This window comes from Achromobacter seleniivolatilans, from assembly GCF_030864005.1.
Lineage (GTDB): Bacteria > Pseudomonadota > Gammaproteobacteria > Burkholderiales > Burkholderiaceae_B > Achromobacter > Achromobacter seleniivolatilans.
This window is the reverse complement of record NZ_CP132976.1, coordinates 6,161,120-6,176,879: the sequence shown is the minus strand read 5'-3', so window position 1 is coordinate 6,176,879 and position 15,760 is coordinate 6,161,120. Positions and strand designations below refer to the sequence as shown.

General features: G+C 63.5%; 12 protein-coding genes. 5 read left to right on the top strand and 7 right to left on the bottom strand.

Features of this window, described 5'->3' with window-relative positions; all coding sequences use genetic code 11:
* Window positions 1-12: 12 nt before the first annotated feature.
* Window positions 13-519 (top strand): 2OG-Fe(II) oxygenase, encoded by a 507-nt coding sequence (locus tag RAS12_RS27855; RefSeq protein ID WP_306943503.1) that lies wholly within the window; start codon window positions 13-15, stop codon window positions 517-519.
* A gap of 10 nt (window positions 520-529) precedes the next feature.
* Here the strand turns inward: RAS12_RS27855 and RAS12_RS27850 are convergent, their stop codons facing one another.
* Both RAS12_RS27850 and RAS12_RS27845 read right to left on the bottom strand, forming a co-directional pair.
* A complete protein-coding gene (locus tag RAS12_RS27850; protein ID WP_306943502.1) occupies window positions 530-1,414 on the bottom strand; it encodes an alpha/beta fold hydrolase in 885 nt (294 codons plus the stop codon).
* Between the two features lie 31 nt (window positions 1,415-1,445).
* Window positions 1,446-2,501: a sugar phosphate isomerase/epimerase family protein gene (locus RAS12_RS27845; RefSeq protein ID WP_306943501.1), complete on the bottom strand. Its 1,056-nt coding sequence runs from the start codon at window positions 2,499-2,501 to the stop codon at window positions 1,446-1,448.
* A gap of 110 nt (window positions 2,502-2,611) precedes the next feature.
* Between RAS12_RS27845 and RAS12_RS27840 the strand changes: the two genes are divergently transcribed.
* The gene (locus RAS12_RS27840) at window positions 2,612-3,208 is read left to right on the top strand and encodes a TetR/AcrR family transcriptional regulator (protein WP_306943499.1); all 597 of its coding nucleotides are present in this window, start codon (window positions 2,612-2,614) and stop codon (window positions 3,206-3,208) included.
* A gap of 10 nt (window positions 3,209-3,218) precedes the next feature.
* Here RAS12_RS27840 and RAS12_RS27835 read toward each other — a convergent pair whose 3' ends face one another.
* The gene (locus tag RAS12_RS27835) at window positions 3,219-4,196 is read right to left on the bottom strand and encodes a Bug family tripartite tricarboxylate transporter substrate binding protein (RefSeq protein ID WP_306943498.1); all 978 of its coding nucleotides are present in this window, start codon (window positions 4,194-4,196) and stop codon (window positions 3,219-3,221) included.
* Between the two features lie 87 nt (window positions 4,197-4,283).
* Here RAS12_RS27835 and acnA point away from each other — a divergent pair, with 87 nt between their 5' ends.
* The 3 genes from acnA to RAS12_RS27820 are packed head-to-tail and all read left to right on the top strand — an operon-like array spanning window position 4,284 to window position 8,984.
* Window positions 4,284-6,950, top strand: a complete 2,667-nt coding sequence (acnA, locus tag RAS12_RS27830; RefSeq protein WP_306951654.1) for an aconitate hydratase AcnA — start codon at window positions 4,284-4,286, stop codon at window positions 6,948-6,950.
* Between the two features lie 22 nt (window positions 6,951-6,972).
* Window positions 6,973-7,878 carry a GntR family transcriptional regulator gene (locus tag RAS12_RS27825; RefSeq protein ID WP_306943496.1) on the top strand — a complete coding sequence of 302 codons (906 nt, stop codon included), beginning with the start codon at window positions 6,973-6,975 and terminating at the stop codon, window positions 7,876-7,878.
* A 50-nt stretch (window positions 7,879-7,928) separates the two neighbouring features.
* Entirely contained in the window at window positions 7,929-8,984 is a 1,056-nt protein-coding gene (locus RAS12_RS27820) for a lactonase family protein (protein WP_306943495.1), read from the top strand.
* Between the two features lie 24 nt (window positions 8,985-9,008).
* On the opposite strand, the gene RAS12_RS27815 is transcribed toward RAS12_RS27820, so the two are convergent.
* The 4 genes from RAS12_RS27815 to RAS12_RS27800 form a co-directional block, all read right to left on the bottom strand.
* Complete coding sequence (locus RAS12_RS27815; RefSeq protein ID WP_306943492.1) at window positions 9,009-11,483, bottom strand: TonB-dependent receptor; 2,475 nt, start codon at window positions 11,481-11,483, stop codon at window positions 9,009-9,011.
* Window positions 11,484-11,580: 97 nt separating this feature from the next.
* Window positions 11,581-12,552 carry a FecR domain-containing protein gene (locus tag RAS12_RS27810; RefSeq protein WP_306943490.1) on the bottom strand — a complete coding sequence of 324 codons (972 nt, stop codon included), beginning with the start codon at window positions 12,550-12,552 and terminating at the stop codon, window positions 11,581-11,583.
* Window positions 12,549-13,070, bottom strand: a complete 522-nt coding sequence (locus tag RAS12_RS27805) for a sigma-70 family RNA polymerase sigma factor (protein WP_306943488.1) — start codon at window positions 13,068-13,070, stop codon at window positions 12,549-12,551. The genes RAS12_RS27810 and RAS12_RS27805 overlap by 4 nt, the downstream gene beginning before the upstream one ends.
* Before the next feature lie 164 nt (window positions 13,071-13,234).
* A complete protein-coding gene (locus RAS12_RS27800) occupies window positions 13,235-15,694 on the bottom strand; it encodes a TonB-dependent siderophore receptor (RefSeq protein WP_306943486.1) in 2,460 nt (819 codons plus the stop codon).
* Between the last annotated feature and the right edge of the window lie 66 nt (window positions 15,695-15,760).

Genomic DNA, 15,760 nt, shown 5'->3' with positions numbered 1-15,760 from the left:
CATGGGGCGCGAATGCCTCTCTCCTCGTCGCCCGCCCTATCCGCCCTGCGATCCGAGCTCTACCAGCGCCTGCTGCCCATCGCTCGAACCTGGGCCGCCGCGCTGCAAACCGATACGCACTATCCGGACGACTTGGCCTTGTGGACGGAATGCAGCCGCGACGCGGGCCAGACAAGCCGCCTGTCCAGCCTGAACCGGCTACGCACCGATGACTATCAGCCGCTGATGCAGCACGCGGACGGCCAGCACATCTTTCCGCTGCAACTCGTGGCGCTGCTGTCTGAGCCGCGCACCGATTTCACGGGCGGCGAGTTTGTCATGACAGAGCAACGCCCGCGGATGCAATCACGACCTATGGTGGTGCCCCTGCAACGGGGCGATGCGGCCGTGATTGCGGTGTCGCATCGCCCGGTGCAGGGCGCGCGCGACATCTACCGCGTCACCGCGCGGCAGGCGATCAGCCGAGTCCGCAGCGGCGAACGGATCGGGCTGGAAATCCTGCTGCACGATGGGCCGTAACCGGTCCGCCTTAACCTTCGCGCGACAGAAATGACAGCAGGTGTTCGGAAAACTCTTCGTGGCACTCTTCTGTCACAAAGTGGCCGCAGTCAGGAATGATCACGCCTATGAGGTCAACGGCGTTGTTCTGCATCGTGATCAGCGGCGCGTCGCGGGTTGCGTGCTCGGCGCCGATTGCCAGCGTGGGCATGCGCAGCTTGGTGTTCGCCCGCTTCGCATTCTGACGGATGGTTTCAGGAATGGCGCGATAGTAGGCAAAACCGCTGCGCAGTCCACCCGGCGCGGCGTAGGCGTCTATATAGACATCGGACGCCACGCGATCCCGGCGATGCGCCCACTTGTCGAACATGAATGTCAGGTAGGCGCGTTCCCGTCCGGTAATCAGGGCTTCCGGCAGATCGTGCAGCTGATTGAACATGAAGTGCCACAGAAAGATGTTCTGTTCGGGCGGCGCGAAGATCGTCGGCGCGGGCGCCAGGCCCGGAATGACCGCTTCGGTCAGGACCAGCCGGCGCACCGCATCAGGATAGTCGCTGGCCAACGCATAGGCCACCCACATGCCGATATCGTGTCCCACAACCTGATAGGCCGCGTGGCCCAACTGCTCCATCAACCGATGCAAGGTTGTTGCGATGGCACCCGTGTCATAACCCTGGACCGGACGGCTGGAGTCCCCCGTGCCCGGCGGATCGACGGCAATCGCCGTATAGCCCGCCTGCGCCAGCGCCTTCATGACGTGACGCCAGGTGAACCAGGTTTGCGGCCAGCCTGGGATCAGCAGAACGGGCGGGCCCTCGCCCGCCACCGCGCAATGGATGCGGCAGCCGTCCACAAGCACGTATTGATGCGCAACGCCGTCGGCTGCGGTGAAAAAGGTAGCGCTTTGATTGGTCATGAATGCGAGTTCCTGATTGAGCCTGGGCCGCTCAAGCGATGCCCAGCAAGGCGTTGATCTGTTGTTGGTTGATGGCGGCGCCCGCAAAGTCGTCGAAGACCTTTGCCGTGACAGGAATGATGTGGCGGTTGATGAATTCCACGCCTTCGCGCGCGCCCGTTTCCTGGTCCTTCAGGCAGCACTCCCATTCCAGCGTGGCCCAGCCCGAATAGTCGTAGTGCGCAAGCTTGGAAAAGATCGCCTTGAAGTCCACCTGCCCATCGCCCAGCGAACGGAAGCGCCCGGCGCGGTTGATCCAGGATTGATAGCCGCCATAGATGCCCTGGCGTCCGGTGGGATTGAATTCCGCATCCTTCACATGGAACATGCGGATGTGATCTTTGTAGATGTCCAGGTATTCCAGATAGTTCAGCTGCTGCAAAATAAAGTGGCTCGGGTCGAACAATATGGCGCAGCGGGCATGGCCGCCGACACGCTCATGGAACATCTCGAACGTGATGCCATCGTGCAGATCTTCGGCGGGGTGGATCTCGTAGCAAAGGTTCACGCCTTGCTCATCACATTCGTCCAGCACCGGCAGCCAGCGCCGGGCCAGTTCATCGAAGGCGGTTTCGATCAGACCTTCGGGCCGCTGGGGAAACGGGAACAGATAAGGCCACGCCAGTGAACCCGAAAATGTGCCCATTTCCGTCAGGCCCAGCCTGCGGGATGCCCGTGCGGTATTCAGCAGCCCCTGCTTTGCCCACGCCGCTCTTGCTTGCGCATTGCCGCGCGCCTCGGGCGGCGCGAAGTTGTCGGCCATCGCGTCGTAGGCGGGGTGAACGGCCAGCAACTGGCCAAAGATGTGCGTGGTCAGTTCGCTGATTTCCAGGCCGTGCGCGGCCAGCGTTCCGGCCACTTCATCGCAGTAGTCCTGACTGACCGCAGCCGTGTCCGCATCAAAGAATCGCTTGTCCCACGCCGGAATCTGCAAAGCCTTGAAGCCCACGCCTGATGCCCACTCGGCGATGGCCGGCAGACTATTGAAGGGCGCTGCCGCATCGCTGAATTGCGCCAGGTGCAGGCTGGGTCCTTTGATTGTTTTCATATCGCTTCCTTAATTGTTTGTCGATCGACAAAGAATAGGCGATAAATGGCTGCAATGCAAATGCGCCGGCCAGCGTTACACTGCGGGCAGTTCATTAAACCGAGACCGTCATGGCAGGCAGACCCAGAGAATTCGACCGCGATCTAGCGCTTCAGCAAGCGATGCTGGCGTTCTGGAAGCAGGGATACGAAGGCACGTCGATGGCCGATCTGGTTGCGGCAACAGGCCTGGCGTCAGCGCGTCTTTACGCGGCTTTCGGGTCCAAGCAGGATCTGTTTCGCGAAGCGGTGGCGCGCTATGAAGCGGGTGATGGCTCGTTCGCCGAGAAAGCGCTGGAGACCGGTGAAGGCGTACGCGCCGCCATCGAACAGCTGTTGACCGACGCGGTGCTGACCTACACCAAACGCGGCCGTCCGCAGGGCTGCATGGTGGTCACCGCGGCAACCAATTACGCCGCTGAAAACGAAGGCGTCATGGCCTGGCTCACCACGCACCGCAAGGCGCGCACGCAAGGCATCATTGACCGGCTGGAAACCGCCTTGCAGACTGGTGAGCTCAAACCGGGAACGGACGTGCAGGCACTGGGCGACTACTACGCCGTCGTGCTGCACGGCTTGTCGGTGCAAGCGCGCGACGGGGTAGGCAAGGCGCGTCTGCTGGCCATGATTCCCCCAGCGCTGGGCGCACTGGACGCCGTCACCCGCTGAACCGCGCCGCTTAGTTGTCGGCGGTGATATTGCCGTCGGCCACGACTTTGGCAAACACCGCCGTCTGCGCCTTGATGAACGCGCGGAATTCTTCCTGGCTCATCGGCTGCACCTCTCCGCCCAGCTCGCGGATGCTGGCCACAAACTTCTCGTCTTTCAGACTACGGCCGATAGCATCGGCCAACTTCTTTTGCACATCGGCAGGCGTCCCCGCCGCAACAAACACGCCAAACCAATTCTCCAGCGCATAGTCCTTTAACGGCGCGTACTCGGCCACGGCGGGAATGTCCGGCGCAAATGACGCGCGCTTGGCTGAAGTCACCGCCAGCGGCTTGACCTTGCCGCTCTTGATGAAGGGCAAGGCGCCCGCCAGGCTGACAAAGGTCAGGTCCACACTGCCCGCGGCCACATCCACCAACTGCGCGGACGCTCCCTTGTACGGCACGTGCACCATCTTGATCCCCGCCAGCGACTGCAACAACTCGCCGTTCAAATGCTGCGGATTGCCCACGCCGCTTGTCGCGTAGGTCAGCTTGTCAGGATGGGCGCGTCCATAGGCCACCAACTGTTCCACATTGGCCACCGGCAACTTGGGGTTGGCGACCAGCACATTGGGCACACGGGCAATCAGTGCAATCGGCACCAGATCTTTTTCCGGCTGGTATTGCATCTTGGCCTTGAAAACCAGCGGGTTGATTGCCGTTTCCCCGGCGGACCCGAGCAGCAGCGTATTGCCGTCAGGCGCAGACCGCAGCACCGTTTGCACGCCAAGCATGCCGCTGGCGCCGGGCTTGTTTTCTACCACCACTCCCTGCGGCATTTCGCTGCGCAACCGCTCGGCCAGCAAACGGCCCATGCCGTCCACGCCGCCTCCGGCGGCAAAAGGCACAATCAAGCTGATCGGCCGGCCCGTGTCGGCGGCATGCAAGGGCGTTGAGGCGGCAAGCGCCAGGGCCGCGGCGGCGGCGAGAGTGCGTAAAGCGGGCATGGTTTGTCTCCTGGGGGGCCTGTTCCGATGACGGCCGGGTTTTTACTTAATTGCATTTTATAGATGCAATATGCAAAACTGGCAGCTATGGAAAACACCAATGCCGGGTTGCGCCGGTCCATCACCTTGGACGGCGCCACCTATACCTGCCCTGACCTTCCCGCCCAATTCGGCGCGGATTATTTCCGCCTGCCGGTCGTGCTGCGCCTGTTGCTGGAAAACGCGCTGCGCAACATGCAAGGCGCAGAGCGCGAGGCCGCCGTGGCGGCGCTATTCGGCTGGCTGGAGCACGGCACCAGCGAAGCGGAAATTGCGTTCCAGCCCGGCCGCGTACTGATGCACGACACGACCAGCACCCCGGCGCTGGTCGACATTGCCGCCATGCGCGACGCACTGGCCGAGGCTGGCGTGGACCCCGCCGTACTGAACCCGGTGCTGCCGGTAGACGTGTCGGTAGACCATTCGCTGGCGGTGGAAGCCTATGCGCAACCGGATGCCGCAGCGCTGAATCTGGATCTGGAATTGCGGCGCAACGCGGAGCGCTACCGCTTCCTGCGCTGGGCGTCGAAAGCCTTGTCCAACGTGCGTATCCACCCGCCCGGCACGGGCATCATGCACACCATCAATCTCGAACAGCTGGCCACGGTGGTCTGTCAAAGCGACACGCCGGATGGCGCGGCGCTATACCCCGACATGATGATCGGCACCGACAGCCATACGCCCATGATCAATGGCATTGGCGTGCTGGGCTGGGGCGTGGGTGGACTGGAAGCGCAGACCGTCATGTTCGGCATGCCCACGCTGTTACGCATCCCCGATGTCATAGGCGTGCGTTTGACCGGCGCCTTGGCCCCAGGCGTTACCGCCACGGACCTGGCGCTGACCGTCACGCACCGATTGCGCGCCATCGAGGTATCGGGCGAATTCGTAGAGTTCTTTGGCCCCGGCGTCAGTACCCTGTCTGCCGGCAGCCGTTGCGTAGTGGCCAACATGGCGCCCGAATACGGCGCGACAACGGGGTACTTCCCCATCGACGGAGAAACGCTGGCTTACCTGCGCCAGACCGGCAGGCCAGAGCGCCATATCGCGCTCGTGGCGGCCTATGCCGAACACACCGGCATCGCGTTGGACCCCGCCGCATCGCCCCGCTATACCCGAGTCATCGACATCGCGCTGGACGGCGTGCAGATGCATGTGGCCGGCCCCAAGCGGCCGCAAGACCTGCACCCGTACAGCCAGACGAAAAACATTCTGTCGTCGCTCAACTTCACGCCCTCCGCATCTGCCTGCGGCCTGCCCCGATACCCGGTTGCCATCGCCGCCATCACCAGTTGCACGAACACGTCGGACCCGCGCCTGCTGATGGCAGCGGGTCTGCTCGCCCGCAAAGCGCGGCAAGCTGGGCTGCGGGTGCCAGCCTGGGTCAAAACTTCGCTTGGCCCAGGCTCGCCAGCAGCAGCGGATTATCTGGCGCGCGCCGGTCTGCTGGACGATTTGGCCGCAGTGGGCTTTGACATCGTGGGCTATGGCTGCACCACGTGTATTGGCAACTCGGGCCCTCTGCCCGCCCCCATTCGCGATGCAATGGCAGCAGGCGCGATTCATCCGGTTGCGGCCCTGTCCGGCAACCGCAACTTCACCGGACGCATCCATCCCGATCTGGATCTGGGCTTTCTGATGTCGCCTCCGCTCGTCATCGCCTTTGCGCTGGCGGGCGACGCCGAACGCGACTTGAGTCAGGAAGCCGTGCAAGTGACTGCCGATGGCCGCCACGTGCACCTGCGGGATTTGTGGCCGGACGATGCCGAGATTGATGCCTCGCTGGCAGCCGGACTGCGTTCCAGCGACTACCGGACCGCCTTCAAGATTGCCAGCGCCAACCCTGCGTGGCAGGCGCTCCAATCCCCGGACTCGCCACGCTTTCCTTGGGACCCTGCTTCCACCGCATTGCGCCGCCCGCCTTTTGCGTCCACAGGGCAAGCCAGCCAGTTGGGGCGCTACACCGCGCATCCGCTGCTGGTGCTGGGCGACGATGTCACGACCGATCACTTGTCCCCCGCCAGCGCCATTCCGCCTGATAGCCTGATCGCGGACTATCTGGTGGCGCGCGGCGACGACCGCAATGACCTGAATGTGTTCGCGTCGCGGCGTGGCAATTGGGAAGTCATGATGCGCGCGGCGTTCTACAGCAAGAGTCTGAAGAACCTGCTTTGCCACGAAGCGCCTGTGGGGCATACCCGTCATGCGCCCAGCGGCCATGTGGAACCGATTTGGGAGGCCGCGGAACACTACCGGCAAGCCGGACTCCCTGTGGTGCTGGTAGCAGGCGCCCGCTACGGTACGGGATCGTCTCGCGATTGGGCCGCCAAGGGTCAACGCTTGCTTGGCATACGCGCCGTGCTGGCCATCAGTTTTGAACGTATCCATCGTTCCAATCTGATCGGCATGGGCGTACTGCCGTTGCGGCTGCCAGCGGGCGTCACGCCTCAGACCTTGGACTTGCACAGTGGCGACCGGATAGAGATCGATGCTCCGGACCACGCATTGGGTCCGCGTGTGCCGGTGCCAGTACGGATATTGCGCAAAGACGGCCGGGTGGATGCGCTGTCCGCCACGGCGGCCGTCGAAACCCAGCTGGAAGTGCGGCTGTTGCGTATGGGCGGCGTCATTCCCGCTATCCTATCGGATACCCTCGGCGCCCATGAACAGGCGCTGCCCGCAGCGGGCGTCCCTAACGGGAGCCCGCAAGCATAGTCAGCCGGCCGGCCACGATCCCATGAGCGCGCAAACCAACACCGTCACCAAAATTCTTGAGCTGATCCGGCAGGACCGCCTGCCGGGCGGCGCCCACCTGACGGCGCAAAAGCTGGCCGACCGGTTGCGGCTGTCGCGCTCGCCCGTCAATGACGCGTTGGGTGTGCTGGAACAGCACGGCATTGTGGCCCGCAAGCCCAACCGCGGGTATTTCCTGCAACAGGACTTTGACGCATTGCCTGAGGCGCCTGCCGCCCTGGCTGAACTGGCGCCGCCATCCGCCGACGATATCGTGACGCAAACCTATTTCAAGCTGGCTGACGAACTGCTGCGCGGCGCATTGCCCATGCAGTGCAGCGAGGCCCAGTTGCGGGTGCGTTATGCGCTGACCAACGCACAGACTCAGGCCCTGCTTGCCCGCGTTTCTCAAGAGGGCTGGGCGCAACGGCGCCCCGGCTACGGCTGGGAGTTTTCATCCATGATGACGACGCCGGACAGTCTGTTGCAGTCGTACCGGCTGCGGCTGGCACTGGAGCCGGCGGCTCTGCTGGAACCCTCGTTCCGCCTTGAAAAACAGGTAATTGCACGCTGCCGCGCCGCCGAAAAACATCTGTTGGATGGCGGCATTGCGACAGATACCGCAGACCAATTGCACGAACGCGGCGTGCGGTTTCATGAGTCGCTGGTGGAAGCGTCGGGCAACCCGTTTTTCATCGACACGATCAAGCGCGTCAATCGCGTGCGCCGGCTGCTCTCGTACCGCTCCATGCAGGACCGCAGCCGCTACCAACAGCATTGCGATCAGCACCTGGCCATCCTGGACCTGCTGGAACGCGAGCGCAACGAAGACGCTGCTGCGGCGCTATCGGCCCATCTGCGCAGCACATTGGACAACCTGGCCCGCATCAGCGGCATCCTGACTTCCTAAGCCAGCGCCGCGCGCGCATGGCTGCATTCTTTGCAAGAGAGGCTAGCGCCATGCACGTTTATATCGGCTCCCGCACTACGCGGGAACGCAATGCCCGCGGCGTAGGCATCAGCGTTTTCAACTACGCCCAGGACACCGGCGCGCTGACACTGACACAAGTTGTCGGCGGACTGCTCAACCCCTCGTATTTGCTGCCCCATCCCGCTTTACCCGTGCTGTACACGGTGCATGGCGACAGCCAGGAGGTCAGCGCCTTGCACCGCGATACTCGCAGCGGCGCGCTCACCCCGTGGCGGCAGCAAACCTGTGAAGGCCGCAACCCGGTACATCTGGCGCTGGGCCCGTCGGGCAAATATTTGATGGTGTCCAATCATTTGAGCGGAACCTTGGCCGTGCTGCCGCTGGCTGCCGACGGCGCTCCCGCACCCGTCACCCAGAAGGTGGCGCTGACAGGCGATCCTGGCCCGCACCGTAAGGAACAGCCATTTGCCAAACCGCACTACAACCTGATGGACCCGTCAGGACGCTACGTGGTGGTGCCGGACAAGGGGTTGGACCGCGTGTTTCTCTTTACGCTTGACGACACGGGCGTCAGCGCGGAACCGGCAAGCGTGGCGGCCGCCCGTGAAGGCTCGGGCCCGCGCCATGCCGTATTCCACCCCACCGGCCGCTGGCTTTATGTCGCCAACGAATTGGACAACACCGTAGCCGCCTACGCGCTGGAAGCAAACGCCCTGCGCCCCTTTCAAGTGCTGCCCACTTTGCCGGACACTTACACCGGCAACAGCCGCGCCGCCGGAATCGGCATGGACGCGCATGGCCGCCATCTGTACGTGTCAAACCGGGGTGACGACAGCATTGCGGTATATGGCGTCAACGGTGAAAACGGCAGGCTCACGCCCTTGCAACATGCGGCCACAGGCGGCAAGACACCGCGCTTTTTCACGTTGTCGCCCGACGGCCGTTATCTGTTTGCGTTGAACGAAGAGAGCGACACCTTGGTGCGCTTTCACGTCAACGCGCAAGACGGCACGCTGGTCCGCGACGGGTACGAGGTGCAGATCGGCAGCCCGGTCTGCATGGTGTTCGCGCGCCGCCGCGCCTGATTGCGCGGACGGCGCGCTTTGCCATCAGAAGTCCATCGACGCCGACAGCATCAGCGTGCGCGGCACGCCTTGCGAAATCGTGCCGTAGGACGCCACGCCTGACCAATACGCCCGGTTGGTGACGTTGACGACGTTGGCGCGTAGCGTGACATCCTTGCCGTAGACCTTGGTGGCGTAACGCGCGCCCAGATCGAAGGTGGTCCACGAAGGCACCGATTGCGTGTTGGCCTGATTGATGTACTCGCGGCCGGTATAGATCATGCCGCCGGTCAAGGTCAGGCCCGCCACCCACGGCGTGTCCCATTCCGCGCTCAGGTTGGCGGAAAACTTCGGCACGCCCACAGGCTGGTTGCCCACGGTGGCCGGGTTATTGGTGCGCGTCAGCTCGGCATCCAGGAACGTCACGCCACCCAGCAAGCGCAAGCCACGCATCGGCTCACCGGACAAGTTCAACTCCAGGCCACGGTTGCGTTGTTCGCTGTCGGCGCCGTAGACGCCGTTGGTCAGTTGCCCGCTGGGCTTGGTGATCTCGAATGCGCTCAAGGACAGCATGGCGCTATCCAGATCGACCTTCACGCCCACTTCCTTTTGCTTTGCCCGGTAGGGTTTGAACACCTGGCCCGCGTTGGACGCCGTGGCTGGCGCAACGTCGCCCTTGCTCAAGCCTTCGATGTAATTGGCGTACAGCGACACATTGCTCCACGGTTTAACAACCAGGCCCGCCAGCGGCGTAGCGGCGCTTTCGTCATAGCTGACCGTGCGCACACCCGTCGTCGCATTGAAGTTGCGCGACTGGATGCGCTGCTGGCGCACCCCCAGCGTAAGTTGCGCGCGTTCATCCAGGATGCTGAGTGTGTCAGCCAGCGCCAGGCCGGACAGGTCGGATGACGAGATCTTGGGCACGTTGCGCGGGGCGGGAATGTTCTGCTCGGGGCGCGTGATCGGGTGGTAGATGTTGGACGTCAGCGGCGTGCCCAGCACGCTGGCTTGCAGATTGCGATCACTGTACAGACTGCCCATGAAGCTGATGGCGTGGCTCACTGGCCCCGTCTCCACCTTGGCTCGCAGCCCGGCGTTGTACGTGCTGCGATTGACCTCGAAGCGGAAGTTGTTGGGCGTCACCAGCGTGTCGCCTGCCGCGTTGACGATGGTGGGTGTCTGGTCTGACAGCCGCGACACGATCGTGTCGGAACCGCCCGCGTCGGCAAATACAGTCAAGCGGTCGCTGATGTCGTATTCCACCCGCAGCAATGCGGATTGCCCGTCGGACTTCCACCAGCCCCACGGTTGCGTCGCGTTGCGGCGGCCATCCGCCGCGTGCGGAACATCAATACCCGAGGCAACCAGGAATGGCCGCGTCGGCGCATCCACTTTTTCGTTTTGCGTCAGCAGGTCCAATGATGCACGCAGACGCTCGCCCTGATAGTCCAGCGACAAGGCGCCGATGTCGGTGCGCGATTGCAGGTTGTCCAGCGGCGTGTCGCCCTGGCGGTGCATGCCGTTGATGCGCACGCCCCATTCGCCATCGTTGCCAAAACGGCGGCTTAAATCCACGCGGCCGCCAAATTGCGAGTCGCCCACATAGTCGGCTGACAGGCGCGTCAGATCTTGCGGCAACGCTCGCTTGGGCACCATATTGATGACACCGCCCACGCCGCTATTGGGCGACATGCCGTACAGCAGTGCCGCCGGCCCTTTCAAGACTTCGACGCGTTCGATGTAATCCGTGAAGACGTGATAGTTGGGCGCCACGCCATAGACGCCGTCAAATGCGATTTCACCCAGATTGCCTTCACCGATGGGAAAACCGCGAATGTAGAACGAGTCCGTCACGCCGCCGATCTGGCCGGTAAAACGCACCGACGGCTCGGCATTCAAGGCGTCTGCCAGCGTCACTGCCTGGCGGTTGGTGAGCAGTTCCGACGTGTAGCTGGTGATATTGAATGGCGTGTCCATCACATCGCGATTGCCCAGCAGGCCCAGACGCCCGCCGCGAGCCACCTGGCCGCCTGCAAACTCCGCTGGCAACGCCGACGCATTCACGCCAGCCGCGGCCACCGTGATGGTGGGCAGCACGGTGGCCGCATCGCCCTCGCCCGCAGGCAGCTTACGCAGCGAATACGCGCCCGCGCCCTGCTCGGCCAAGCCGTATCCCGATCCGGTCAGTAGACGGGTGAAACCTTCGCGTACCGTGTAGGCGCCATTCAACCCATCGCTGCGCTGTCCGGCGACCAGCGCTGGATCAAACGACAGCGGCACGCCCGCCGCTGCGGCGAATTGGGCCAGCACGTCGCCCAGCGGCCCGCCCCCGATGGCATACGACTTGCGCGCCGCCGGAGCGCTCGCGCTCGCGGCATCTGCGGCTGAAGCGGGCGCGGGCGTTCCGGCCACGGCCAACAGCATCAATCCCAAGCCAGCAGCGTGGATCATCGACGCCAGCGGCGGCAAAACGGCCTTGCCCCGGGGCAGGCGTGACGAGCGGGAATTTCGGGAAACCATGCAACGATCCTTCGTAGGGACTGGGTGGCGCGCGCATCTCGCGACGATTCACCTGGTACACCGGACGAAGCGAAAAAAAGTATCAAGCTATTCGCGATTAATTTGTAACGCCGGAGCGCGGCCCCACCGTCGTCCAGAAAGGCGTCACCCGGCTCAACCGCACCGGCAGCGTCTTTTCCAGCAGCCGCAGGCTGGCTTCGGTGTCCGCCAGCGGGAACGCCCCCGAGACCCGCAAGTCGGCCACCACCGGATCGCAACGCAGAACGCCACGGCGATAGCGCGACAATTCATCAACCAGATCCGTCAACCGCCAGTTGCGCACGGCCAGCATGCCCTGCTCCCAGGACGCCGACGCCGCATCCGCTTCTGCCGGCGCATCGACCTCATGCGCGTCGAAGACCGCCTGTTGCCCGGCCGGCAGCACAACCGCCGCCGAGCCTGCGTCCCCAGGCTGGATTTCAACCGCGCCTTCAAACACCGCGACACGAATACTGGCGCTTTCATCGCGCACCATGAAGCGCGTGCCCAGCGCGCGTATCGTGCCCTGCGACGTCCGCACAATGAAAGGCCGATGAACCGGCGAAGGATCGCGGCCGGTAGTCAACAGAATCTCTCCCGCGCGCAACCACAGCACACGCTGCTGCGGCGTGTACAAAATATCGACGGCGCTGGCCGTGTTCAGCACCAGACGCGTGCCATCGGCAAGTTCCATATGGCGTTGCTCGCCCGTGGCCGTGCGTACATCCGCGCTCCATTCACGCCAGGGCAGCACGCGCCATCCGGCCCAGGCTGCGGGTCCCAGCAGCAGCAACGCGCCCAATGCGCGCATGGCTTGCCGCCGGCCCGGGCGGTCCAGCTGGCGCAAGGTGGCCCCGCCGATGCCGGGCGGCACCTGGCCAAACCCGCGCAACATGTCCTCTGCCCGCTGCCACGCCGCGCGATGCGCGGCACTACGGCTGCGCCAACGTTCAAAGGCTGCATGATCGGACGCAGCAAGCGTTTCGGATTGGAAGCGAACCAGCCAGCCGGCGGCCTCTTCCAGAATGGCCGGGTCGATGACCCCGCTCACAAGGCATGACCCTGATAAGCCAACAAGCAGGCCGTCAGGGCCTTTTGCATGTGCCGTTTGACGGTTGCCAGCGACACGCGCTGGCCGCTGGCGATTTCGGCATAAGCCATGCCATCGAACTGCGACAACAGAAAGATCTCCCGCGTTTTTGCGGGCAGGCTTCGCAGCGTCGTATCGATGGCGTGCAGGGTTTCCAGGATCAGAGCCCGCACCTCCGGCGAGGGAGTCTCTGGCTCGGGCAACTGCGCAATCGCCGCCAGATAGGCGTCTTCCAACGCGCGGCGGCGCCAATGGTCCACCACCAGACCCTTGGCAATATGCGTCAATAGCGCGCGCGGCTCGGCGCCTGCGCCGTCCTTTCTGCGCCCGGCCATCAACCGCACGAAGGTGTCATGCGCCAGGTCGGCGGCATCAAAGGAATTGCCCAGCTTCTTGCGTAACCACACCGACAGCCAGCTGTGGTGATCACGATAGAGCTTCGTGACGGTCTCGATAGGCAGGGTGTCGGGCGCAGGCAAAGCGCACCTCGCGGCAAGTAGTAAATGGGAACGATTTCTATTTTATATTATCTCTGCGGCGTTAGCCCCAGCCCACTCAAAGCCATCGATCTCAATTCACGGGTAACGGATGGAGGACCTGGCGCGCCAGGTCCTCGCATTGATGAACGCCTAAGCCACAGACATCACAGCTTGGGTGCGTAGCGCACCGTCAACATCACGTTGCGCGGCTGGCCATAATAGTTATTGCTGTACAGCGTGTTGTAGGACGGCACGTAGTACTTCTTGTCGAAGACGTTGTTGACGTTCAGCGCAACACTCAGCTCCGGCGTAGCCTGGTAACCCACGCGCGCATTCCAGATCGTGAAACCCGCCAGCTTGAACTCGCGGTCCGAACTGATCGTGTCGGTCTGCGTGTTGACCCCAGCGCCCACGCTCAGGCGGTTCATCATGCCCGGCAGCTTGTAGTTGGCCCACAGGCGCAGCATGTGCTTGGGCGTCCACGTGTTGAAGACCTTGCCCTTGTTGTCCGGGTCGTCCAGATACTTGGTCGTGTTGTAGGTGTAGCCCGCGTACAGCTCCAGCCCCTGGATCACTTCGCCCGAGATCTCGGCTTCGACACCCTGGCTGCGCACCTTGCCTGACGCGCGCGAGCAATACCAGCCGTCGCACGCAAAGCCCGCGTCGTAGTCGTTCACGGCGCGGTTTTTTTGGTCGTAGCGGAAGACCGCCAGCGACGTATTGATGCGGCCATCCGCCAGCTCGCCCTTGACGCCGACCTCGTAGTTATTGCCTTCAATCGGCTTGAGCAGGCTGCCCCCAAGACTGCGCTCGGTCTGCGGCTCGAATACGGTGGTGTAGCTGGTGTAGGCGGACCAATTGTCCGTCAGCGAATACACGATGCCGGCGTAAGGGATGAACTTGCCCGACGTGCTGGACGTGGTTGAGCTGCCGCCGCCCGTATAGGTGTAGTCGAACCAGCCGACACGGCCGCCGCCGATCAGCGCCAGCGACTCGGTGGGTTTGATGCGCCACGTGCCGTAAACGCCTTTCTGACGGATGTCGTAGTTGCTGCGCGAGTCATAGCCGCTGGCTGCGGCAATGGTGTCGATGTCTTGCCAAGGGCGATGATGGTCAAGATCAAATATGTTGCCGCCCTCTTCCCACGCGCGCGTGAAGCGATCATTCGTGGTCAGCTTGGAGTAGTTGGCGCCCACCACGACTTCTTGCTGCATGCCCAGCGCGGTGAAGTTGCCACTGACCGACATGTCCAGCCCACGCTGCTTGCTGTTGAAGTCCACGCCAAAGTCGCCGTAAGACAGGCCGCTGCCGTCCCGCTGCACGGCATTGGCGACGCGCTGGTGTACCGTGGTGTTCTTCTCGTTCATCGCAACGCCGGCCAGCTTGAAGCGCCATGCTTCGTTGAAGCGGTGCGTCACGTCGGCGTTCAGTATGGTCTGATCATTCTTGGCGCGGTTCCAGGTGGAACCGGTAAACGTCGAACGCGGCAGATCGATATCGCCGCCGTCCGCAAAGCGCGGATAGCCCACGATCATCGGGCGCGAACGGCTGTACCGGTTGCTGACGCCCAAGCCTACCGTGGTGTTTTCGGTAATGTCGTAGTCCAGCGCGGCATACAGGTTGCGCGTCTTGTCCCAGACGTAATCGATGTACGAATGGCTCTGGTCTTCGTCCACGACAACACGGCCGCGCAAAGTACCCGCCGCATTCAACGGGCCGCCCGCATCCAGCTGCAAACCGTAATGGTCCCAGGAACCCGCTTTGCCAGTGATGACCACCGACGGCTCCGCCCCGCCGCGCTTGCGCACCAGGTTCACCGCGCCCCCAGGGCTGCCCGCGCCTTGCAGCAGGCCCGCCGCGCCGCGCAGAATTTCCACGCGGTCGTAGAACACCAGGGAATCCTGTTCCCAGTTGCCCAGACTGTAGCTGTTGCGCAGCAGCGCCACGCCGTCGTATTGCAGCAGATCCACGGGGAAACCGCGGGCATTGATCGCCACACCGGCGCCCACGCCCTGCACACCCACCATGCCAGCCGTGTTGTTGATAGCGTCCGGCAGGCTCGTCATGTTCTGATCATCCATGCGCTGGCGCGTGAGCACCGTGATGGATTGCGGAATGTCCTTCAGCGCCTGAGTGGTCTTGCCGATGGTGACAGCGGGCGAAGTATAGGAACCCGTCCCGTCGGTCGTCGGGTTGTAGGTGCCCGTCACGGTCACCGGCGCCAGCGTCGCGGCTTGGCCCGGAGCCGCACCCTGCCGCAGGCGATAACCCCCTTCTGCGCGTGCCACTGCCTGCAAGCCGGTTCCGGCCAGCAGACGCTCAAGCGCGGCATCCACCGCATACGTGCCCGACACGCCATCCGTTCGCGCGCTGGCCGTCAACGCGGGATCAGACGCGACCATGACGCCCGCCTGCACGCCAAAGGCGCCCAGGGCCGCGCTAAGCGGACCCGCCGGGATGCTGAAGGCAACAGTGCGCGCGGTAGCCGCTGCCTGCGCATGGACGGCGGACGGCCATGGCGCGGCCATCAGGGCAAGCGGCAAAAGGCGCAGCGCGGCGGACAGGCGCGTACGAGGCAATGACAGACGGGCAAAGGCCGCGGCGCGGACGGGACGAGAGGACATGAAGGGGTTCCCTGGCTTATGAAGGATCGGCGCAGCCTTGGGTTTTGGGGATAACCCCGGCTGCTT

Bases quoted from the DNA above. Each gene is read 5' to 3' on its own strand.
- RAS12_RS27855 (WP_306943503.1), top strand. From the start codon at position 13: ATGCCTCTCTCCTCGTCGCCCGCCCTATCCGCCCTGCGATCCGAGCTC.
- RAS12_RS27850 (WP_306943502.1), bottom strand. From the start codon at position 1,414: ATGACCAATCAAAGCGCTACCTTTTTCACCGCAGCCGACGGCGTTGCG.
- RAS12_RS27845 (WP_306943501.1), bottom strand. From the start codon at position 2,501: ATGAAAACAATCAAAGGACCCAGCCTGCACCTGGCGCAATTCAGCGAT.
- RAS12_RS27840 (WP_306943499.1), top strand. From the start codon at position 2,612: ATGGCAGGCAGACCCAGAGAATTCGACCGCGATCTAGCGCTTCAGCAA.
- RAS12_RS27835 (WP_306943498.1), bottom strand. From the start codon at position 4,196: ATGCCCGCTTTACGCACTCTCGCCGCCGCCGCGGCCCTGGCGCTTGCC.
- acnA (WP_306951654.1), top strand. From the start codon at position 4,284: ATGGAAAACACCAATGCCGGGTTGCGCCGGTCCATCACCTTGGACGGC.
- RAS12_RS27825 (WP_306943496.1), top strand. From the start codon at position 6,973: ATGAGCGCGCAAACCAACACCGTCACCAAAATTCTTGAGCTGATCCGG.
- RAS12_RS27820 (WP_306943495.1), top strand. From the start codon at position 7,929: ATGCACGTTTATATCGGCTCCCGCACTACGCGGGAACGCAATGCCCGC.
- RAS12_RS27815 (WP_306943492.1), bottom strand. From the start codon at position 11,483: ATGGTTTCCCGAAATTCCCGCTCGTCACGCCTGCCCCGGGGCAAGGCC.
- RAS12_RS27800 (WP_306943486.1), bottom strand. From the start codon at position 15,694: ATGTCCTCTCGTCCCGTCCGCGCCGCGGCCTTTGCCCGTCTGTCATTG.